The sequence below is a fragment of the Planctomicrobium limosum genome (genome assembly GCF_051465645.1).
Taxonomy (GTDB): domain Bacteria; phylum Planctomycetota; class Planctomycetia; order Planctomycetales; family Planctomycetaceae; genus Planctomicrobium.
This window is the reverse complement of the sequence record NZ_CP195790.1, coordinates 3,639,118-3,660,884: the sequence shown is the minus strand read 5'-3', so window position 1 is coordinate 3,660,884 and position 21,767 is coordinate 3,639,118. Positions and strand designations below refer to the sequence as shown.

15 protein-coding genes and 1 tRNA gene are annotated in these 21,767 nt (G+C 53.9%); 10 read left to right on the top strand and 6 right to left on the bottom strand.

All coding sequences use genetic code 11. From position 1 onward, the window contains the following. Positions 1–124 precede the first annotated feature (124 nt). The 4 genes from SH527x_RS13895 to SH527x_RS13880 all read left to right on the top strand — a co-directional run bounded on the left by SH527x_RS13895 (position 125) and on the right by SH527x_RS13880 (position 5,165). A tRNA-Lys gene (locus SH527x_RS13895) sits at positions 125–197 on the top strand. Positions 198–558: 361 nt separating this feature from the next. Then, the gene (locus tag SH527x_RS13890; RefSeq protein WP_437191275.1) at positions 559–1,536 is read left to right on the top strand and encodes an ABC transporter permease subunit; all 978 of its coding nucleotides are present in this window, start codon (positions 559–561) and stop codon (positions 1,534–1,536) included. Between the two features lie 242 nt (positions 1,537–1,778). Then, entirely contained in the window at positions 1,779–3,713 is a 1,935-nt protein-coding gene (locus SH527x_RS13885; protein WP_437191274.1) for an ABC transporter transmembrane domain-containing protein, read from the top strand. Between the two features lie 396 nt (positions 3,714–4,109). After that, complete coding sequence (locus SH527x_RS13880) at positions 4,110–5,165, top strand: sigma-54 interaction domain-containing protein (RefSeq protein ID WP_437191273.1); 1,056 nt, start codon at positions 4,110–4,112, stop codon at positions 5,163–5,165. 36 nt (positions 5,166–5,201) lie between these two features. On the opposite strand, the gene SH527x_RS13875 is transcribed toward SH527x_RS13880, so the two are convergent. From SH527x_RS13875 to SH527x_RS13860, 4 genes are all read right to left on the bottom strand, one after another. After that, on the bottom strand, positions 5,202–6,488 hold the full coding sequence (locus SH527x_RS13875; RefSeq protein WP_437194630.1) for a polysaccharide pyruvyl transferase family protein: 1,287 nt from the start codon (positions 6,486–6,488) through the stop codon (positions 5,202–5,204). A gap of 150 nt (positions 6,489–6,638) precedes the next feature. Further along, the gene (locus SH527x_RS13870) at positions 6,639–7,523 is read right to left on the bottom strand and encodes a sugar phosphate isomerase/epimerase family protein (protein ID WP_437191272.1); all 885 of its coding nucleotides are present in this window, start codon (positions 7,521–7,523) and stop codon (positions 6,639–6,641) included. Between the two features lie 122 nt (positions 7,524–7,645). Further along, complete coding sequence (locus SH527x_RS13865) at positions 7,646–8,638, bottom strand: zinc-binding dehydrogenase (RefSeq protein WP_437191271.1); 993 nt, start codon at positions 8,636–8,638, stop codon at positions 7,646–7,648. A 191-nt stretch (positions 8,639–8,829) separates the two neighbouring features. Continuing rightward, positions 8,830–9,534 (bottom strand): orotidine 5'-phosphate decarboxylase / HUMPS family protein, encoded by a 705-nt coding sequence (locus SH527x_RS13860; RefSeq protein WP_437191270.1) that lies wholly within the window; start codon positions 9,532–9,534, stop codon positions 8,830–8,832. Between the two features lie 345 nt (positions 9,535–9,879). On the opposite strand from SH527x_RS13860, the gene SH527x_RS13855 reads away from it, so the two are divergent. Beyond that, on the top strand, positions 9,880–13,866 hold the full coding sequence (locus SH527x_RS13855) for a hypothetical protein (RefSeq protein ID WP_437191269.1): 3,987 nt from the start codon (positions 9,880–9,882) through the stop codon (positions 13,864–13,866). An 18-nt stretch (positions 13,867–13,884) separates the two neighbouring features. On the opposite strand, the gene SH527x_RS13850 is transcribed toward SH527x_RS13855, so the two are convergent. Further along, positions 13,885–14,073, bottom strand: coding sequence for a hypothetical protein (locus tag SH527x_RS13850; RefSeq protein ID WP_437191268.1), 189 nt, complete (start codon positions 14,071–14,073; stop codon positions 13,885–13,887). Positions 14,074–14,902: 829 nt separating this feature from the next. Between SH527x_RS13850 and SH527x_RS13845 the strand changes: the two genes are divergently transcribed. From SH527x_RS13845 to purQ, 3 genes are all read left to right on the top strand, one after another. Then, entirely contained in the window at positions 14,903–15,619 is a 717-nt protein-coding gene (locus tag SH527x_RS13845; protein ID WP_437191267.1) for a response regulator transcription factor, read from the top strand. Between the two features lie 132 nt (positions 15,620–15,751). Then, positions 15,752–17,092 (top strand): tetratricopeptide repeat protein, encoded by a 1,341-nt coding sequence (locus tag SH527x_RS13840; RefSeq protein WP_437191266.1) that lies wholly within the window; start codon positions 15,752–15,754, stop codon positions 17,090–17,092. A gap of 301 nt (positions 17,093–17,393) precedes the next feature. After that, the gene (gene purQ / locus SH527x_RS13835) at positions 17,394–18,200 is read left to right on the top strand and encodes a phosphoribosylformylglycinamidine synthase I (RefSeq protein ID WP_437191265.1); all 807 of its coding nucleotides are present in this window, start codon (positions 17,394–17,396) and stop codon (positions 18,198–18,200) included. Positions 18,201–18,360: 160 nt separating this feature from the next. Here purQ and SH527x_RS13830 read toward each other — a convergent pair whose 3' ends face one another. Then, positions 18,361–19,797, bottom strand: a complete 1,437-nt coding sequence (locus SH527x_RS13830; RefSeq protein ID WP_437191264.1) for an aldehyde dehydrogenase family protein — start codon at positions 19,795–19,797, stop codon at positions 18,361–18,363. Positions 19,798–20,353: 556 nt separating this feature from the next. Between SH527x_RS13830 and folE the strand changes: the two genes are divergently transcribed. Then, entirely contained in the window at positions 20,354–20,944 is a 591-nt protein-coding gene (folE, locus tag SH527x_RS13825; protein ID WP_437191263.1) for a GTP cyclohydrolase I FolE, read from the top strand. Further along, positions 20,941–21,726, top strand: coding sequence for a hypothetical protein (locus SH527x_RS13820; RefSeq protein WP_437191262.1), 786 nt, complete (start codon positions 20,941–20,943; stop codon positions 21,724–21,726). Before folE ends, SH527x_RS13820 begins: the two co-directional genes overlap by 4 nt. Positions 21,727–21,767: the final 41 nt, after the last annotated feature.

The following is a 21,767-nucleotide window of genomic DNA, read 5'->3' as shown; positions in this document are numbered from 1 at the left end:
TTGTGTTGTTTTGGCTGGTTCGCGTCTTTCTGCCTGACTGGAACTGAGAGAAGATTCGAAATTTCCCCTTTCCGTACTATTGCGGGGAACTTTCGAAGCGATTACCGTGTCGCACTTCCAAGACGAAGGCGTAGCTCAGTTGGTAGAGCAACGGACTTTTAATCCGTAGGTCCTGGGTTCGAGCCCCAGCGCCTTCATTTCTCTTGGTTTCTCATCTTCTCGAACACATTGCGTTGTTTGAGGTTATCGCAAGCCTTCTCTTTGGGTTTGCTGTGCTGCTGAAGCCTTCCTTGATCTCTGGCGATTCTGTCAGCGGAGCGAACTTTGTTTCTGCTTGATCTGGTCGAATCAACTATCTGAATTGTTTCTGCGAAGAGTGCGTTAATTTTTCGTAGAGCCCCTGATGGCGCTGTGCTCTCGTTTGAACCCTGTGATGCGCGGCGGTAAAGTGGCTGGACGCAATTCTTTCACGGTTTGAATCAATCTTGCCGCTGGTAAATATCTGCGGTGGATTCAGGCAGTTTTCGTCTCGTGTTTTTACAGCGATGAGGATCAGTGATGGGGACATTAAGTCTTTTGGCCCAGGCGCCAGATGAGGTCATCCATCTGCCATACACTGCATTGGCGATTGGATATGCGGTTTTCATTCCGCTTCTGCTGCTGTTGAATTACATGACGCAATCCGGGGTGATTGCCCGGGCGACGACAAAAGAAGCTGTGCGTCAGCCGGTCTTTTTGATGATGACCGCGATCGGACTGACCATTATCACGATCAACGTGTGGGTGCCGTTCTTCTCTCTGGGGGACGACACCAAGATGTATATCGATTGCGGGTTGGCGACGATTCTGATTTGCTCGCTGCTGCAATGTGTCTGGACTGCAAGTCTCAGTGTGGCCGACGAAATCGAAGGTCGGACCGCGATGACGCTGTTGTCCAAGCCGATCAATCGCCGCCAGTTTGTGTTCGGGAAGTACATCGGCATCTTCCAGGCCGCGCTGATCATGATTGCGATTCTGGCTGTCGTCTTCTTCTTCCTGACCTACTACAAGTTTCACTATGACTTGAAAGAGTCGTCGAAGGAGCAGTCTCCGCTTGTGTATTTCCGCAGCTTCGGCGGATTGCCATTCAGTGTTCCGATGATGAACCCTGTCTATTATGAAGTTGCTAGAACGATCATTCCTGGCGTGACATTGATCGCCATGGAAGTTGCTGTGATGGCGGCCGTCAGCGTGGCGATCTCCACTCGCGTTCCAATGATGATGAACGTATTGACCTGCTTTGCCGTGTTTGTGATTGGTCACCTGACGCCAATTCTGGCGATTTCCGGGACCGCGAATGTCTTCGTGAAGTTCGTCGCCAGATTCTTTGCGACGATTCTGCCGGGGTTGGATCACTTTAACATGTCGTCGGCGGTGGCGACGGGGAAGAGTATTCCGGCAGAGTACATCGGGATGGCAGGCTTGTATTGTCTTGCGTATGTCGCTGCGATGATCATGATCGGGTTTCTCCTGTTCGAAGATCGCGATCTTGCATAGGTGTTTTTCCGGTTGGTCATTTGATCGCTGCGGCTGAGGTATTGGCCCAGAGATCAGATGGCGGTTCGGTGGGACTAAATGAAATTCTCCGACTGGCGACGCCCGAAAGTGCGTCGCCAGTTCGTTTTTGAGAAAAAGTGACTTGGCAACTATGACGACAGCGAGTCTGATGGTAGGAGTAGGATGCGTGTTGTTCTGACACGGATGTGGAGACTATTTCCCCTCTCGTCAAACGGGTTCTCATGTCGGCAATGCTCACCTCGATGCGGCGACTGGTGACGAGGCGCTCCTGGTTGGAGCGCAATGGGTTACTGTTGGTTTTCTGGCTGTTCTGTGCTTCTCTCTTCGCAATCGCATTACTGATTCTGGTGACTTTGCTTTCTGACCTGCTGGTCAGTCAGGGCGGAATCGAGACTGCGAGGGTCCCCTCCACTGGCGAGGCGATTGTCGTTTCACACGTCGCCACGTCGGCAGACATCGGACTTCAGGATCAAGCGGTCCGCTTTGGAAATCGGCTGGCATGGCGGTGGTTGACTCCGCTTTGTGAATCGCTGCCGATCTTGAGAACAACGCGAGGGGCGCTTGTCGTCTTGATCGTACTGTCGCTGTTCGCCTTTGTCGGTTTCTCGCTCGCTCGTGTTCAGGCGCGTGTTGCTTCGGCCGGACTGGCGAGAGATCTGGCGACCTGGTTGCGCAGTCTGATTCACCGGCAGACTCTTCGATTGGGGCCCAGCGACCTGACCGGCCATCGCTATCAAACGGCCTTGAATCATTTCATTGATGATTCTGAAACGATCAGGGCGACTGCTGCCGAGTGGCGCTGGCGATTCGTGCGCAGCATTATTCTGTTACCGACTTTTGTGCTTTGTGTTCTGGCCATTGATCTCAAGCTCGGTGTTGAGTGCCTGATTCCGACGCTGGCCTGCTGGTTTGTCTATCGCTACGAACGTCAGCAAGGGGCGATCAAGCGTCAGATTTCAGAAGCACATGCCGATTCAGAAGTCCGTTTCCTGTCCGAGTCGCTCAAGCAGACTCGCCTGGTTCGCGGCTATAACATGGAAGAGTTCGAACAGTCGCTCTTCAGTCGTCATCTGGACCGGATGACCGAGAAGTCTCGGGCTGGCCGTCGTCTTGAACGCACTGCGATGTCGACTGCCAGGCTGGCGATCTTTACTGGGCTGGCACTGGTTTTGTTTCTGATTGCATTGCGAGTCAGTTCCGCCACTGACCCGTTGCCACTTTCATGCGGCGTGGCGATGGTGTTGGCTCTCGTCCTCTTTGCCATTGAAATGAATTCCTGGGATCGCTTGGTTGAGTTAAGAAAAGAACTGGTCATCACAGGTGATCGGGTCTACCGGTATCTGGACGAAATTCCAGAAGTCGGACAGGCGGTTGGAGCAAAATTCATCGAGCCTGTTTCCAAGTCGATCGTGTTGGAAGCGGTGAATTACCAGCAGTTGGGGCACCAGTTGTTGAAGGGGGTTGACCTTCGGATCGAAGCCAAAACTGAAGTGGCTCTGGTCTCGCTCGACCCGCTTCTGCCGAAAGCGTTGGCTTATCTGCTTCCGCGGTTTATTGAACCAAATAAAGGGCGTGTGCTCTTTGATGGAGAAGACATCGCATGGGGAACGCTGGAGTCGATTCGCGCTGAGACCTTGTACGTCAGTGCTGATGATCCGGTGCTGTCAGGGACGGTTCTTGACAATATTCTCTGCGGAGAAACCCGGTATTCCGTTCAGGATGCGATTGAAGCGGCGAAACTGGTTCACGCTCATACATTTATTACAAAGCTCCCTCAGGGCTATGAAACAATGTTGGGTGAGCATGGTGAACATCTCGATGCCGGTGCGACGTTCCGTCTGGGGCTGGCGCGAGCTGCGTTGCGTGATCCTGCCGTGATGATCATCGAAGAGCCGAGCGTCCTTCTGGATGACGATACGAAGTCGCTGATCGACGATGCATACCAGCGTCTGGCAGCGGCTCGAACGATGGTCTATCTTCCAACGAGACTCAGCACGAGTCGTCGCTGCGATAAGGTCATCCTGCTGCATGATGGAGTTGTCGAGGCGATTGGCAGCCATCAGGAACTTGCGAAATCTTCCGAGCTGTTCCGTCACTGGGACTATCTGACGTTCAATGCATTCAGTCGCAAGTCACGGCGTTTGCAGAAGGTTTAGACCGGTTCGGTCTCTCATGCGGCCGCGTAGCAGCCTCTTGGCAGGAAAACGTTTGATCTCACGTGGCATCTCGGGGCGATTGTCGATTTTCGAAGGCAGGCAGCGTAAAAACATTGCAAGATTAGTTGCAGTGCTGCCAAATGTTGCAGGTTTTATGTAACTGCGCATGACTGGGCGCGTCCGTTGAAAGAAAATGCTGGCGCCTCTTCTCTGCATACGTTTTTTTGCGTACAGTATTGGCATCGATTGCATTCTTCGGATGCTTGCGCTCAACGAGTTCATCAATCAGGGAATCGTAGCACCGTCGTTGCGATTGTGTCGTCTCGTGTTGGTCGGAGCGAGACGATGCAGTTGTTGTGATTGTGAGTCGTCTTCCTCAGTTTTAATTGCCTGCTTATGGCAACGCCTAAATCCAGTCTTCCGGAATCGCCTCCATTTGAAGGCTTTATTGGCAGCAGTTCCGCGATGCGGGATCTGTTTCGCCATATTCGTAAGATTGCAAACAGCTCGGCGACAGTCCTGTTGCTTGGGGAAACTGGATCAGGCAAGGAACTGGTCGCTCGTGCTGTGCACGAGTTAAGCCCTCGGTTTTCTGGTCCGTTTGTCCGTGTGAACTGCGGTGCGCTCAGCGAAAGTTTGCTGGAGAGTGAACTGTTCGGGCACGTCAAAGGGGCGTTCACGAACGCGATTGAGAATCGAACCGGACGCTTTGAAGCAGCGCACGGGGGAACGATCTTTCTCGATGAAATCAATTCCGTCAGTCACACGGTGCAGGTCAAATTGCTGCGAGTGTTGCAGGAACATCAATTTGAACGTGTCGGTGATACTCGAACAATCAGCGTCGACTGTCGAATTATCGCGGCGACGAATCGTGACCTGAACGAACTGGTCGATAGCGGGACCTTTCGGGAAGACCTTTATTATCGCCTGAATGTTCTTCCGATTTACGTTCCCCCATTGAGAGAACGCCGGGAAGATATTCCAGAGTTGATTACCTTCTTTGCCGAGCGATACGCCGCGCAGAATCGACGCCCTGTTCTGTCGGTCACCAGCGAGGCGATGAGTTATTTTCGGTCTTATCTCTGGCCGGGGAATGTTCGCGAACTGCAGAATTATATTGAACGGGCAATCGTTCTGGCTGACGGTGATGAACTGACCCCGGATCTGCTCCCATCTCATGTGCGTGGAGAGGCCCCGATCCGGTTGGGACGCGCAGATCGCAATGAGCTGCAGTCACTGTGTGCAGAACTCGTCGAGCGTGGTCTGAGTGAAGTCGTCGACGACGGAAAATGCCATGAGCACGTCATGGGCATGGTCGAGCGTGAGTTGATTCTGCAGGTCCTGCGAACCTGTCATGGAACGCAGACAAAGGCCGCGACCAAGCTGGGAATCAACCGCAATACGCTGCATAAGAAGATTGAAGACTACCATCTTGAAGGTGAGTCAAAATAACGGGATGCCTGTCAGGTCACCTCGTTGAACACAGCGCTACTTGCCAGCTTTGATTTGCGATTTCACGTACGCCATCGTGTCTTTCTGAAATGTTTCGACACGTGCTTTTGCGGCAAGTGTCGTTTTCAGAGTCGCCTGTCGATCGGTGACCAGTTTCAGCACGGCTGGCGTCAGCTTTTCCAGATCGCTCGGGTTGTCGAAATCAAACAGCCAGTCGCCGAGCCCGATGTCCCGCCACATAAACCCTTTTGATGTTTGCTCAGAGAAGCGGCCGACAAGTGCTGGGATGCCGTTTCCGATACACATGATGGGCGAATGCATCTCCAGCCCGAATAGCCCGAGAGAGCGTGAGTAAGTGCTCAGGGCTTCGTCCGTGAGCCAGAACTTGTCTCGCCAGACCACCTGCTTCTGCACGTCTGCCGGGAGCTTGTCGTAAATGTTGTCCTTGCCGATGGCAACTTGAGTCATGTCCTCCGGGCAGAGGAGAACTTTTGTTCCTGTCTGACGCACGACAGCGGAAATGGCATCGCGAAGTGGCTTATGGTCGTGTTCGCGCATTTCCTCATTACGTCGGGCTCGATCCTCGTTGATCGAGGTGTTCTTTCTGATAAGCCAGTAAGGCGTGTATCTCAGGCGTGGAATACAGCAGAGAAACTTGCCGGGCTGCAAATCATGCGTGCTCAGAAACGCATCTGCGGCCACGTCGTTTCGCAGGTCACAGGCAAACGCACCGTCCGGCGCGAACTCCATCTTGGGGGAAGTGACGCCCAACTCTTTGGCGCGTTTTAAAGAGACTGAATCGCGGAAGAACACGAACCTCGCGGAGCTGAGGAGTTCGATGACCTCTTTTGATCCATTATCAAAAGTGATCCCGTAGACCCCAAATGGCTTTCCTGTGTGTTTAACGAAACTTCTGGTGTCGTTCGCTGCGACAAAGGATGGACCAGAACCATGGAGCAGAAAATCAGCCCAACCAATGGCCTCGTCCAGTTCAGGGTTGGATGGTTTGCCGTTCTCGTCGATGCGCCCTTTGACGATCTTCAATCGTGGAAATCGTCGGTGCTCCATTTCGGCGACTTCATCAGTCAAATCGCCGGACGCCCAGAGAATCACTTCTGCTTCTGGAAGGTGCTTCTCTATTAAAGCAAGGACACCGGGTGTGTGTGCGATGTCTCCGATGTTGACGACTTGCCATGATGAGCGCAAAAGAATCCGGGGAGCGCTTCCGGCCTCGGCTTGCACATGCTTCAGTAATGTTTCGGCCGCTGCTGCAGTGACTGTGAACGCTGCGCCTGCTTTGAGCAGATCCCGGCGAGAAAGCATCGTCATGATCCAAACCTCATCTAGACCGGTTCGGTCTCTTATGTGGCCGCAGCAGGCTTCCAGGTAGAAGAACAGCTGAATCCCGTGTGCCAGATACGCTGCACGATTTGTGGAAGTGCCTTATTCAGTGATCCCTGTGTGACCAGGTGATTATGAAGGCCAGTGAAGAGCGAGTTTCTGTCGCAGGAATGCGACACTGCGTTCGAGCTGATCAAAGCCGTCGACACCGTCTTCGATGCTGATCCAGCCGTTGAAACCGACTTCCTTCAGCGTTGAAAAAATGGCATCAAAGTCGTTCAGACCTTTGCCGATTTCGCCATGTCGCAGGCGTTTGGCATAACCGACGCTGTCTTCCTCGTTGCGAAGGTCAGCGATTGTTCCTTCGGCGAGATAGCGGTCACTGGCATGCATCGTGACGACGCGGTTCTTCACCATTTCCAGTAACATCAACGGATCTTCACCGGCGAGAATTGTGTTACTTGGATCGTAGTTCACACCGAAGTTGGGGTCGTCGATTCGTGAGACGAGATCGCAGAAGACATCGGCGTGCTGAGCGAACTCCGGGAATTGCCAGTAGTTGTCCTTATAGTGGTTCTCGATGATCAGCGTGACACCGCAGGCTTTGGCGTGAGGCAGGCACGCCTGAATACATTCGACGGTGTATTGAATACCTTCTTCCCGTGAGACTTCCGGGCGTCGCTGACCGGAGAGGACCCGACAGTACTGCCCCCCCAGCGCGGCGGTCATGTCGATGCAGTACTTCTCCTGATCGACCTGCTGTTGGCGAAAGACCGGGTCAGGATGAGTGAAGTCCGGTGACGCACACATCATGGGGATTTGCAGGTCGAGATCATCGGCGATCTTGCGGATCGTCGGCCATTGCTCGGGATCTTTTAGTCCGATCATCCCGAAGTACATCTCCAACCCGTCGATATCGAGAGTCGCTGCTTTTTCGATCCATTCCCGAACGGTCATCGTGCCTTCGATGCACAACTCATCCATGTACAACTTTGGAAACGCGGCAAGTTTTGGCATGACAATCAGACTCGGTTGTTGAAGGAGAAAATTCGATGAAGCAGGAGCAGGTTATCCCCTGTGAATGAATGCCGCTGGAGCAAGAAAACTTCAGCGGCATTTTACATCACGCACTTCCAGAGCTAGTTCTGCATACCTGCTGGTTTCAGAACGGCTTTGGCGATACTCCCTGAGTGCATCGTCTCAAATGCCTCGTGCCATTCTTCGAGCGGCCAGACACCTCCCAATACGGGATCGAGGTCCAGAAGTCCTGTCGAAAGAAGTCGCAGGACTCGCTCCCAGATTGGCCAGTTGTGGCTGAAGCTTCCTTGCAGACGCACATTCTTTTGAACGAGTGGATCCAGTGAAAAGCCAATCGGATCGCGGCCCCAACCGACCTTACTGATCCACCCGCCGGGGCGAACAACATCGATGGCCGTCTTCAGTGTGGCCGAGACACCTGCCGCATCGATCACGCCGTCGACTCCCAGTCCGTCCGCGGCGAACGCCCATTCTCGGCAATCGCCGATGATCGGCTCGCACCCATAACGCTTCACGGCTTCAAAACGAGCTCGATCCCGTTCCAGACCAACGACGCCGACGATGGCGCCTTGAAGTTTCGCCATTGCGGCACAGAGCAATCCGATAGGACCGGGCCCGAGGACCAGGATTCGGTCACCCGGTTTGACGTCCCCATTCACCACGACAGCGCTGTAGGCCACGCAGCATGGTTCGGTCAGACACGCCTTCTCAAACGAGAGGTTATCCGGAACTCGGTGCAGGCAACGGGCGGGAACTCGGACAAAGCGAGTCATTGCTCCGTTTGTGCCGTAGCCAAATCCCTTTCGGGTCGGGTCGAGATTGTATTGGCCGGTCCGCGACATCGGGTTGTTCGGGTCGATAATCGCGGCAGTTTCGCTCACAACACGATCACCGGGCAGCCAAGGGCCGGCACGTTCCCCAATCTTCGCAATCACTCCGCCGAATTCATGTCCCAGAGTGACAGGATAATTCACCGGCCAGCTGTGTTCGGCTGTCCATTGGTGCAGATCGCTTCCGCAAACACCGACAGCGGCAACTTCGAGTAACACATCTTCCGGGCCGATTTCCGGGATCTCGACCTCACGCAACTCCACTGCATGCTTCTGATTTGCGAAATTAACGATCGCTTTCTGCCTGGCAAGCTGAGTACTGATGGAAGTGCTCCTTCTGGGTGGGCGAAATCAAGGCTGATGGACTCACGATATTTGGGAGTGAACCCGTTTCGCAAGGGAATCTTCATGAGATTATGTCTTGATGTGTTTGTGCAAAAAAATGCAGCGAAGACTTATTGCCCAACAGGAACGTCGCCGTAACCGTGGACCTTTTCGCAGATGAGACGCAGAGACGATTCGAGATCTCCGTCGGCTGTTTTGAATGCGTCGGCATCGACAGTCAGCGGTGCCCCGAGAACGACGAGTGGAGCCCCGTAACTGGGAGTGGCAACGGCCTGTTCGAGTGTCAATCCGCCCACAGCCTGCACAGGAATACTGACGGCCTGAACGACTTCTCGTAACTGGTCCATCGGGCTGGGTTGACGGCCCCCTTTGGCGACAATCCCGCGTCGTTCGTCATAGCCGATATGATGAATGACAAAGTCACAGCCCAGATCTTCGAGCCATTTCGCGGCAGCAACCATGTCTGGGGCGGCGAGATTGTCTCCCATGACTTTGATTCCGTAGTCGGCTCCGGCTTTGACGACACAATGAATCGTTTCCTCGTGTGCCTGTGACATCACGACGACGTGAGTCGCGCCTGCTTTGGCCATCATCTCAGCTTCAAGATAGCCGCCGTCCATCGTCTTGAGGTCGGCCACAATCGGAGTGTTGGGAAATGCGTTGCGTAATGCTCGCACTCCATGCAGTCCTTCAGCGAGGATGAGTGGTGTTCCTGCTTCGAGCCAGTCGACCCCGGCTCGGAGCGCCATCGCAGCGGTCTCAAGAGCTTCGTCGATATTGGTCAGGTCGAGGGAAATCTGAACGATCGGCCGCATGATCTGGCTTTCCGGAAGCAGTGAAAGATGGCGAAACCGAACTTTCTCCGGTTTCATTTTTCGAATGGGAACGCAGCAGTCGATTTATTAGAAGGAATCCCGTTCACACATGCTAGATACGACAACTCCGATTCGGAGAACCTGCTCGTTTTGCAACGAACGGGGGGGGAGCAGACGTTTCATAAGCCAGGTGTCTTAATCGTGAGTGATTAGAGTCAGCAGATTGCACCCAATGTTGATCGATTCAGGAGACTGCATGAGGCTCTCATCTGTACGTGACTGATCCTCAGGTGGTAGACTGAACCTCGTCGAGAATTCTCGCGGAACTCTCTTGGGAACTGTGTCATGCCGCCTGAAGGTCGCCTGCCCCAACTCTTGCAGGAACAATTGCAACGCGTCCGAAATCGGGTGCTGGGGGTTTCTGTTGCTGATGGGCTCGGTCTGACGCTCTTTGTGGCCTCGTTGCTGACAGGCTGCGGGCTGCTAATTGACTTCTTTTTCGAACTCCCGGTGCCAGTCCGTGTGGCCATGCTGTTTGTGGTGCCGATTGTGGTGCTCCTGCTGGTCGTCTGGAAGATTGTCCTCCCTTTCCTGAAGCAGTATCGAAAGACGGAACTGGCTGCGGTTGTTGAAATCGCTCACCCGGAATTGCGTGAACGTTTGTTGTCGACAGTCGAACTGGTGGCCGCCCCTATTGATGAACGGGATCGAGGGTCGGCATTCATGCAACAGATGCTGTTGCAGCAGACGATCGATTTCGCCGCAAAGACGGACTTCTCTGACGTCATTCCAACCCAGAGAGCCGTTCGACGTTGCTGGATCGGCGCAGTGACCTTTCTGGTTCTGCTCGTCCCGTTTGTCTTTGCGACAAATGCGTACGCCACGTTATTAACCCGTTTTTTGAATCCGTGGGGAAATTACGAACGCCTCCAGAATCTGATTCTTGAAGTGGATGAACCGCATCGGACGGTCGGGCGTGGAGACGATATTTCAATCGTGGCTCGCCCGAGCTGGCGGTTCCACGAAAGAGAATTACCGCTGTCGATTCAGCTGGATTGGATCGAACACGGGAAGGTGACTCAATCTCGGGTGATGGACTGGAGCGATGAGAAGAAAGGGTATGTCGCCCAACTGCCAAGTGTGGTGGCAGGCTTTGAATTTCAGCTGTCCGCCGACCATTCACGCTCACGCCTGTATCGCATCGATGTTGTCGATCGTCCAGATGTGAAGAACTTTGTTGTCGATGTCGTCCCGCCTGGATATACCGGCAACCCGGCTGAGCATCATGACCCACTCTTAGGGGAAATTCTCACGATCGAGCAAAGCGTTCTGGAGATGCAACTGACATTTGATAAGTCAATTAATTCCGCAGAGATCCTCTGGCTGGATGGCAGTGGAGCCACAGGGGGAGAAGCGGTTCGAATCGATGAGTCGGTTCAGGGGTTGCCGGTCAGGCATCGTACGGAACTGACTCTGAATCCGGATGGGCTGGGGGCGACTTGCAAGTTGACGGCAGCACTCTCTGGGCCTTCTGGTCGATTCGCGGTGCGTCTCCGAGATCAGTACGACCTCAATGCTCGTGAAGAAACAATCCGTCGCCTGACAATTCAGCCAGATGCACCGCCAACGATTCGGTTCACTGATCGGGAACAGAACCCGGAAGCTCGAACCTACGATCTGCTGCGATTTCCTGTCGAGGCAACCGACGAGTATGGTTTGACCGCGATGGAGCTGCATTATGAATGGACCAGAAACAGCATCAAAGAATCGCAGGTAATCGCGATCCCGGCAGACGAACTGAAGCCACTGGCGACTCAGTATCAGTTTGTGGTCGACCTTTCAAAACACGCATTGCCAGCAGGAACGCAGGTGACTGTGCGTGCTCGGGCGTTGGATAATCGACCGGTGCCTGGCCCGAATGAAACGTGGTCAGAGACACGACAGTTGCAGATTAAAGTTGATGCGAAATCGCAAGGCGACCAGACATTGGAAGACCTGCAGAATCGCACCAATCAGGCACTGAACCAACTTACTGCCAACATCGAAAAGCAGCGTCAGGCGGCCAGGAAACTTCAGAATCAGGCTCAGCAAGAGAAAGCAAACGAGCAGGAAGCAAATTCCAGTGCAGAAGCGGAAAACCTCGCGGAAGAATTGCGTTCTTTGAACGAGCAGTTGCAGAAGCTGGCGGCAGTGATGGAGCAACAACCGGTGTTTGAACACCTTGCTCAAAAAGCTCAGGAGATTTCCGAGCAGTCTCTGGCGCAAGCCGCGGACAAAGCAGAGAAAGCTCAGAAGGCTGCATCGGCTGGTGAGAAACAACAGCAGTTCTCTGAAGCGGCGAATGCACTTCAGAAGGCAGGGAAAGATCTCGACACACTCCAGAATGATTTCGAAGAACTATCCCAATTACAGCGGGATCTTCTGGAACTGAATCGTATCGCGGATCAGACAGAAAAACTGGCTGGAGATGTTGACGGGCTGGCAGTTCGACAGACCCTGAATCAGACCAGTGCATTGGCTCGTCAGCAATGGCAACAGGATCATCATCAGATGATCGCTCGACATCGGCAGATTGAAGACGATCTGGATGTGCTTCTGGAAAAGCATCCTGATCTGATGGACAAGGCGCGCGAAGTCCTGCACCACCGGTTAAGTGCATTGGCCGATCAGTCGGAATTGCTGGCCCGTCAGCAAACGACGATGGCAAGTGCGACCCGAAATGAAGCGACTCGAAAGCGGAAGGAAGCGGAAGAGAAGTCGAAATCAGACTCCGAGTCAGCCGAGAAGTCCGACCCACAGGCACCAGCGCCGATGGCTGAGAAGGCTTCAGGCAATGCTGCTCAGCCTGCTCCTGCAACGAGTCCTGCTGAAGATGCAAACTCTGCAAAAGACGCGGCGGAAACAAAGGCTCCTCCTTCGATTCAGGCACTGGGAGACCAGAAAGAACTGATGCAGCGTGGGCGTCGCCTGACGAGTTCTGTTCGTCAGTTGGGGTTGAAAGATCCTGCGTTACATAAGGGCCTGACAGACTTCCCTGATTCCGCCAAGCAGACGACAGAGTCACTGCATCAGTTGAATTTCAATAAGGCCGCAGAGACAGCGAATCGAGCCGCTGAGAATGCTCAGAAACTTGCCGACGCACTTCGCAACCAGACTGAACGACGTATTCCTGAACGATTGATGCAGCAGGCAGACGAAGCGGCTGAGGCGCAGCGTGAACTTGCTGACAGGATGAAAACGCTGGCGGAGTCTCCAACCGGGAAAAGTGAATTCCGTCAGGAACTGCAGATGGCCTATGAGGCTGAGACGGAAGCGTTGTCGAAGGAACTCGAACAGCGGGCTCAGAATCTGAATCTCGAACGAATTCATCGCCCAGAGCAGTCAAAGTTGTCGGCACAGGCAGGCGAGCAGGCTGGCAAAGCGGCCGAGGCTCTGAAGCAGTCCGTTGCACAGTCTGAGAGTGCAAATCTGGATGACGCCGCGAAGTCGATTGATCAGTCTGCGGAGCCTTTACGTCAGGCGGGGCAACTCGCACGTCAGGCGTCGAGCGGAGCAAATCCAAAGCGTCCACCGGCGACGAATATTCCCGGGGAAGTCGGTGTTCAGGTTGCCGAGTCTTCACAGCAGTTGAATGACGCAGGGGAACTTCTTTCGCAGTTGAAAGAACTCTCCCTGCAGATGCCAGGGACAGACGAATCGAACCAGAATCCAGAGATTCGATCGATGCCATCGAAAGAGGGAAAAGGAGATCGCGACCAGTCAGACGGTCAGGATCAGCAGCCAGGTAAACCAGGGCAAGGTGATCAGAAGTCAGAGTCTCAAGAGCAGCAGAACGGACAGGGAAAGAACTCGGCTTCTGGAAAGGGGCAGGAGTCGATGGCTGCCCAGTCGCAATCTCAGGCAGAAGGGCAATCCTCCTCGGGGCAGCAGCAAGGCTCCGAGAAGTCTCGGGGAGAAGCGACTTCAACAACACTCCGGGAAGCGGCTCAGGGATTGAGGCGGGCAGCCCATCAGATGGGGATTTCTGCTAACCAGAGCAAAGGCGAACAGCAGGAGCCACAGCAGAACGGAAAAGAATCGCAGCAATCGACCAGTAATGACGCCAGCAGCAGTGCCTTCAATGGACAGGCGCATTTGCAGATGCTGGAGAAGTCTGTCGGGAATGCGACTGGTCGCAATTGGGGGAAGCTACCTGGCAAATTGCAGACAGAAATGATTGAGTCTTCACTGCGTCCGCGCGACCCGACTTATCGTGGATTGATTCGTCGTTACTTTGAAGACATCTCGAAGACACGTGCACCGGAACTCGAGACGGAAAAAGGCTCGAAGTAGCCTTTCCGCACAGCTACCTCAAGTCGCGAAGTCGACGACTTCTGTTTTGGGAGCGACGGGAACGCTTTCTGATGCCTGCTTGGCATTCTTTTCGACACCGTCCATGCCGACGATCATCAGAATGACGAACGCCAGGACGATGACCCCGATCAGTAGAAAGCCAATGCTTTTATCGATTCCTGAATCGTTGAATGTTTGTCCGGCCATTGTTTCAGTCCAAAAGATCATCGAGAGATCGGCTGTGTGTGGTTGCCTGCTGTCCCTGTAACAAGACATTTTCCTTGGCGTGACTCCTCCGGTTCGAGCAAACGCTTTGAGAAGGTACCCGGTCTACCTTGCTTGCTTCCCTGCCGTCCATGTCGATCTTGCGGGTGCTGCGGTTCCTGCTATCTCGCTGTTTTCTCACAGAGAGATCTCATGCAAACCCGGGGCCGGAATTGTTGTGAAAAGCGGAAAGAGAATTCGAAACCAATTCGCTGTAACCGGTTGGGAACTTTTTTCTGTTGAAGTTCAAGCGGCCGCAGTTTGCTGGCGTTTCGTTTTGTGAACGCGATGTCGCATTGTTGGAACACGCTCGGAAATCGGGTCAAGATCGAAGGATCGTGTACGGTTGAGGGGATAATTTGCTGGTGATGATCGAGCAGATCGGCAATTTGCTCGACGATGAAGCGGAGTTGGACTCGGTGAAGCACATTGGCTGGCGTTCACTGTTTCGAACACTGCTTTGATCCATCCGGTCGTGATCGATGGATATTCTGTGCGAGACAGGAATTTGTGAGACAGGAACGAGTCCGTTCTGACATGTCGCTGGACCGTATTGGCTTCTCATCTCGTCGCGCGGCAGTCGTCTCACGGTCGGTCAATGACGGGATTTGGAGTCCGGCACCGCCCTCCGCTTGCAGGCTTGTGCGAACGTGGGCAGGCGCGGTTTGGATTCAGACTCGAATCGATGAATTTCCTTGAAGAAGACACCTGAACATCAACGGAGTTTCGGTACAATAAATCTGACTTGTGCACCTGATTGACGGTATCTCATATGAATGGCTCGGCCAGAATCCTGATTGTCGAAGACGAAGAGGCGATCGCCAACGGTCTCCGTTTCAACTTTGAGGCCGAGGGCTACTATCCGGTTGTCTGCAGTGATGGGCCTTCGTCACTGGCTTATCTGGACGAGCATCCTCAAGAGGTTGATCTCGTTGTTCTGGATTTGATGTTGCCGGGGATGAGCGGCTATGAAATCTGCCGCGCGATTCGGGATCGAGACATTCGAGTTCCCATTCTCGTCCTGAGTGCCAGAACTCTCAGTGAAGATAAGTCGCATGCGTTTGATTGTGGCACTGATCAATACATGACCAAGCCCTTCGCGCTGCCGGAACTGTTGAGTCGCGTTCGTAACCTGCTCAAGCGTCAGCGACAGATGGAACAGGTCTTCCGATCAAGCCAGCGAGACGACTTCGAGTTTGGTGATGTCAGCGTCAACTTCCGGACGTTTGAAGTGACTCAGGGCGAAGAACAACATTCCCTGACGACGATGGAACTGCAATTGCTGCGATACTTTATCGAGCATGAAGGGGCGGTTCTCTCGCGGAGTCGAATTCTGAGCGATGTCTGGGAACAGGGGGCTGACGTTACCTCCCGTACAATCGACAACTTCGTGCTGCGGCTCCGCAGATACATCGAGAAAGACCCGACGAATCCTCGGCATCTGCTGTCGGTTCGGGGGACCGGATATCGATTCGTAGCGGAACCTTAACCGTCGTGTCAGCTGGCAAGACACGGATCCGACTATTTTTGCTGATTTTCACGGGAGCTGTGGGAATCGCTTTCTTTGTACTCGGGCGCGGTATAATTCAAGGATCTGGATTGTCTTTGGAGGTCTGGTCCCATGTTTGCTCGACTTAGTTCATTTGTGCTCGGAACGCTGTTGCTTGCGCCGATGGCTTTGGCTCAAAACCGCTCCTTCCCTACTGTGATTGGTCCGACGGGGCGTCCTTACGGCCCGACCCAGGCTGAATATCAGTATCAGCGACGATATGGTCGTCCTTCCCCGGGAAGTAACGGCGGAGGAATGGAGTACGTGAATGGGTATCCCGGCGGCGCTGTCCGCGGTGGGTACGGATACGGGGGATTTGGTCCCGGTCCTTTCGTCCCATTTGCTCCTTATGGTGGCTACGGTGGGTATGGAGGCTGGGGACCACAGCTGTTTATTGGGTTCGATCCATTTGCATACCGGGGATATGATCCAGCGTTCTCGTTTCCAAGCAGTGCGAGCTATAACAGCTATTACAACTATGGCGGAGTCTTCGGCCGTCCGTTCAGCCCGCCCGTTCCACCGGTTCTGCAGCCGTTGCCAATGAACGAATTTGCGCCGAACCCAATTCCGGGAGGCGCTCCAAATCTCGATGGACCGTTCCCAACGATTGCTCCGACACCAGCCGGGCTGACGCCAACTTCGCCCAAAGGAATGGAAACGAGCTATCAGTACCAGACTCAAGGAGACATGCAGCTCCAGCAGCTGAATTATCTGGCAGCATCCGAGCGGTATAAAAAGTCGATCGATGCGGCTCGGGAGCGCGCTGATCCACGTTATCGACTGGCGGTGACCCTTGCGGCACGCAGCCGCTTTCCGGAAGCCGTTGATCAGTTGAAACTGGCAACAATGATTGATCCCGGTTTTCCACAGATCGCCGACAGCCTTGAAGATCTTTACGGCGTCGGAAATACATTGGAAAAGACCAGGCTGATGGATCGGGTATCAGAATGGGTGATGCAGGATGCGCGCGATCCGAATCGGCTGTTCCTGATGGGGGCGTTGTTGTATCTGGACGGCAATCCGAACTCGAAGACGTTTCTCGAAACGGCAATGCTGATTGCCGGGAAGCAGCAGCATTTGATGGCGTTCACGGTGCAGCGAAGCGTGCCGATTCCAAAGCCAGCTGCAGGTCAGGGGATGCCTGTCGCGGCACCTGCCAAACCGGCCGCTGGTCCGAAACCATTTTCGCCATTGGTCCCGACACCTGCTGCGACACCAACTCCGGCAGCCGTTCCAAAACCAGCTGCCCCACATAACCCGTTGGCAATTCCTCCAGCACCTGTCTTGCCAAATGTCCCGACTCCGGCAAACAAAGCTCCTGTGGAAGTTGCCCCGACGCCAGCGCAACCGTTTTCCCCATTGACTGTTCCGGAAAATGGAGAAACTGGTCCGAGCCTGCCGCCGCTCAAATAAGATACCTGTGAGTCGGCGTCGGAATTCAGGGGGATTTCATAAGTGCTTGCTGTGGTGCTTCCCGTGAAACCTCGGAAAAGAAGCGTCTGGTGACTGCGAGTTCCTGTTCTCAATGGGAGAAAAGCGGTCGCATGCATGTCGAGGACATTTCATCATTTTCGAAATCGCTCTAGAATGGCGGTTTCGCCTGCAACAACAGGCCCTACCCAATGTGATTCAATGAGCTGTGAGTTTGACCTGCTGCAGGTCGGAAACTCGCTCACTGAATTTGAGTTGTGCCCCACTGAGGATTGATTTCGAGATGGCCAGCCCCCGTGTTTGCGTGCTCCGTGCCCCAGGGACGAATTGCGACGTCGAAACCGCGTATGCTTTTGAACAGTCGGGTGCGCAGGCGGAGCGAGTTCACCTCTTTCGTTTGCTCGAACAGCCTGAACTTCTGGCTCAATATCAGATCGTCTGTATCCCGGGTGGATTCAGTTACGGCGATGACGTTGGATCCGGTGTGGTTTTCGCAGCTGAAATTCGTCAGCGACTCGCAGGTGCTATGGGCGAGTTCCTGCACCGTGACACCCTGACACTGGGGATCTGTAACGGCTTTCAGGTTCTGTTGAAAGCAGGGGTCCTGCCTGGCGGAGCTGCAGGCTGGTCGACTGTGAACGACGTCGAACCTCCAGCGACTCTGACCTGGAATGAAAACGGCCGATACACCGACCTGTGGGTCAACCTGAAAGTCGCTTCAACGAAAAACGTCTTCCTGAAAGGGATCGATACTCTCCCCTGCCCGATTGCACATGGCGAAGGTCGTATTGTTGTGCGTGATCCGTCGGTACTGGAAGAATGGCGCAACAACGGTCAAATCGCGTTGCAGTATGTGTCAGAAGAGAATCCTGTGGCGACAGACGAGATGCTGCCGTTTCCGGTCAATCCAAACGGTTCGGTTGCCAACATCGCAGGGATCGGGGACTCGACTGGTCGTGTTCTCGGGCTGATGCCGCATCCAGAACGATTCCTGTTCGCAACTCAGCATCCACAGTGGACACGTCGTGGAATGCGTGGCGAAGGAGCCGGTTTCCAGCTCTTCCGAAATGCGGTTGAATACTTCGGCTAAACCGATTCGGTCGCACGAAGCATTGGACCTGAAAACAGAATCTGAAAACAGAAGAGGTCCGGAAGACTCAACATGGTCTTCCGGACCTCTCTTCATTTTCGCTCAGCCTTGCAGGATACAGACCGGTCCAGTTCTTGAGGAACGGCCTGAGAACCCGGTCTTAATGGGCTGGTGGCGGACTGTTCTGGAAGGCACGATTGCGGAACATGAAGTCGATGATGTTCCCTTCGTGTGGCTGCAACCAGTTGAGTTGGACTGTCTTCACTTTGCCAACGTTGAGTCGGTCAATGTGAGTGGCATCCAGCAGTTCGCGAGTCCACTGTTCATCGTTTGTTAACGCTGAGCAGACCAGTGTCTGGCGAATGGACTTCAGCATCTGCTTCTGCGGGCATTCGACGACTGAAACGAACGGGAACATGTATTCTGTATTTGCCAGAAACGGTTCCGGGCTGGAGCAGTGAACGACAGTTGGCCGCAGGAAATCATGTCGTTCATGAGAAATGAGTCGGTCACCATCTCGGTATTTTGCGGTCACTTCAGTGACGCCAGACTCTTTCAATTTTTCTTCGATCTGATTGTTCATCGCCTCTGCTACACCCTTTGTGGTGAATGCGGCGAGAGTCGCTGTCGGATCGTTCATCTGTTTTGGTCCGACAGGTCCCAGTCGCTGAGCGATCGCGTCGGCAATTTCGTGAGTATGTCGCGATGCCCAGATGCTGCTGGCGTTAATACAGCTGCGGCCTGAGTTCGCAAAAACGCTGTCGACCATGATGTCCAGATAGTCTTCCCATTGATCAACAACATCGTCGCCAATGAGGATCTTGGAGAAGCCTGGGCCGTGTGCCTGAACTCGCGGATTGTCCGCATATTTGTCGAGCGTCTGCTGTCCGCCGAAGACCATCGAGCGTTCACAGCACTCCATGACGGCTGCCCCACAATCGTGGCCACCGGGGTAGATCGACCATGCTTCTGCTGGAATCCCTGCTTTGGTCATCGCAGCAAAGATTCGGTATGGAGTCCACGGCTCCTGCGATCCCGGTTTCAGGACGAGTCCGAGCTGCATTGGAATCAACGCCAGCCACAAGGCATGGACACCCGGTGAGTTGTTTGGCAGAACAGCCCCCAGAACCGGAGCGGTTGCCTGAAAGCTCACCATGATGCCACGAGATTCCATCCCGTAACCTTTGGTGAGGATGTCGAATGGCAATCCACGAGTCAGAGCATTCAGCACATCCTTCATGTGCTTCATGACGAATGCGTTCTTCTTCATATTCAAAGCACACATGTGCTCTGGAATCCCGGTGGTCGCCGACTGGATATGGCAGAACTCTTCTGGAGTCTGTGTCCCATTTCCCAGCGGAAGCGTGTCCGTCAGGTAATAGTCCGCCGCCTTGGCCGCACGTTCGCACAGGTCTTCAATGGTGAACTGGCGCAGAATTTCGCGTGCCTTGGCCGCTTTCCGCATATCCATCTTGATCAGACCGCCATTTGCCTGATCCATCTGGGCAAGGATGTTCCCTGTTTCAAAATGGACGACCGGAGCCTTCTCCATGGATTCATAGGGTTTGCCCCAGCGGATCACGGGAATTTGCAGCATCGTTTCGAATTCCGTTCTGAGAGTTTCCAGCAGCGATTGATGTAGACGACTTGGTGGGACTGAACAGGAAGCCGGGATCGAGCGGACGCGACACAGGCTCTGGCATCCTGATTTATGAGATGCTGGATCGGTTTATCGATTAAGAGTAACGGTTCAGGGGTAATTTCGACAAATCAACGTCCCCTGTCCTGATCAAATCCCGAGAATTCAGGGAGACAATCCGTCTCGTCGTGGTCGGGCGGATTTCTATTTGAAGTTCAGACGGAATCAGTGTGAACCTGACCGGAGGCGGTCGATGCCGATCCTGACGCTCTGCGTTTCAATCAGTCCGCGTCCGGCGGGGAGTTGCTGGAGTGAATTGCCGGACTGAAATCGTCCTCTACAATCAACGACAACTTTCAACGAAGATTGTTGACAGGACCTGATTTCTGATCACAGTTGATGCCAATGCAGGCCGCTGTGATGATGGTGTCATGAGTCACTGTGGCACGACGAAATAGTCAGACCGAAATGTTGGGCCTGATTGCGTTCATAACTGGCCCCGAAGAGGAATGAGATGGCAGAAGAATCCGGCAAAGAAGGTTCCGTAGATCACGAACGCATTCAGCGAGCTGTTCGTGAAATTCTGGCTGCTGTCGGTGAAGATCCAGATCGTGATGGGTTGCTGGAAACACCGGCTCGCGTGGCCCGGATGTATGCAGAACTGTTCAACGGATTGAAAAAGGATCCGGCGCGTCACCTGAAAAAGACGTTTCAGGAGAACTACGACGAACTGGTGCTGATCCGTGATATTTCGTTCAACAGCATGTGCGAGCACCACCTGCTTCCATTTATCGGAACCGCTCACGTTGGGTATATCCCAAAGGGAAGTGTTGTCGGGCTCAGCAAACTTGCTCGCATCGTGGAAGAGATTTCACATCGTCCGCAAGTTCAGGAACGCATGACGGAACATATTGCCGACCTGCTGGTGACGGAACTCGACCCGAAAGGCGTGATCGTCGTGATCGAAGCCGAGCACTCGTGCATGACGATTCGCGGGATTCGCAAGCCGGGAGCAGTAACGATTACCAGTTCAGTGCGTGGACTCTTCAAGAACAATGAAGCCAGTCGCGCAGAAGCGATGTCCCTGATCAATGGTCGTCGATGATTCCACTGCTGGGGTTGCGTCTGATCTGTGGGCTGGCGGTAACGTGTCTCGCGTTGCCGCTGGCTGAATTGCCTCCCCGATTTTTACGTCTGCAGCTGGGAGTCATTTTTGCTGCTGCGATCGTCACGCTTGTGACCGCTGGTGGAGTGTTGTCTGGCGGTGCCGTCAGCCGGGAATGGATTGAAGGAGTGACGTTCGCCTTCGGAGCGGGGTTGGGCCTGATCTCTTTGATCACGCTCGGTTGTGTCTTCGCTGGTCAGCGTCTTCCTACGATTGTCTTGCTGAATCTGCTGGCAGTCGGAAGTCTGTTGGGCGTGATGATCCCGGTGGTCGGAGTCATCGCTGCCCCTGCACGTGTCTTCCTGCTGATGCTGGACGCTTTGCTAAGCTCCGCTGTGTTGGGATCTGTCTTTACCGCTGCGTTCCTGATCCTCAGTCAATTGGGATCGGAATCGACCGGAAAGGTCTCTTCTCTCAATTTGTTTCCGATTCAAAAAACGCTCGCACTCATTGTCCTGGCGACGCTCGCCAGATTGATTGGAATATTTGTGATTCCGTCATCTGCTGATATGAGTTCCGGAGAGGCGATGCTGCTTTTCTCGCTCCAGATCCTTGGATTGGTTGTTCCGCTGGGAGTTGCCTTGGTGTCGTTTCGCATGATTCACACCTGTCGCCAGTCACTCTTTGCCGGGATGCTGGTTGTCGCTTCGGCCGCCGCTCTTGCCGGAGAAGTCGCTGCATTCTCCCTGATCGAGTCCCCTGCTAATCAGTTGGGGATTTAAGACGCATCGGAGGCGATCCTCTATTTGTGAATCGATGGCCG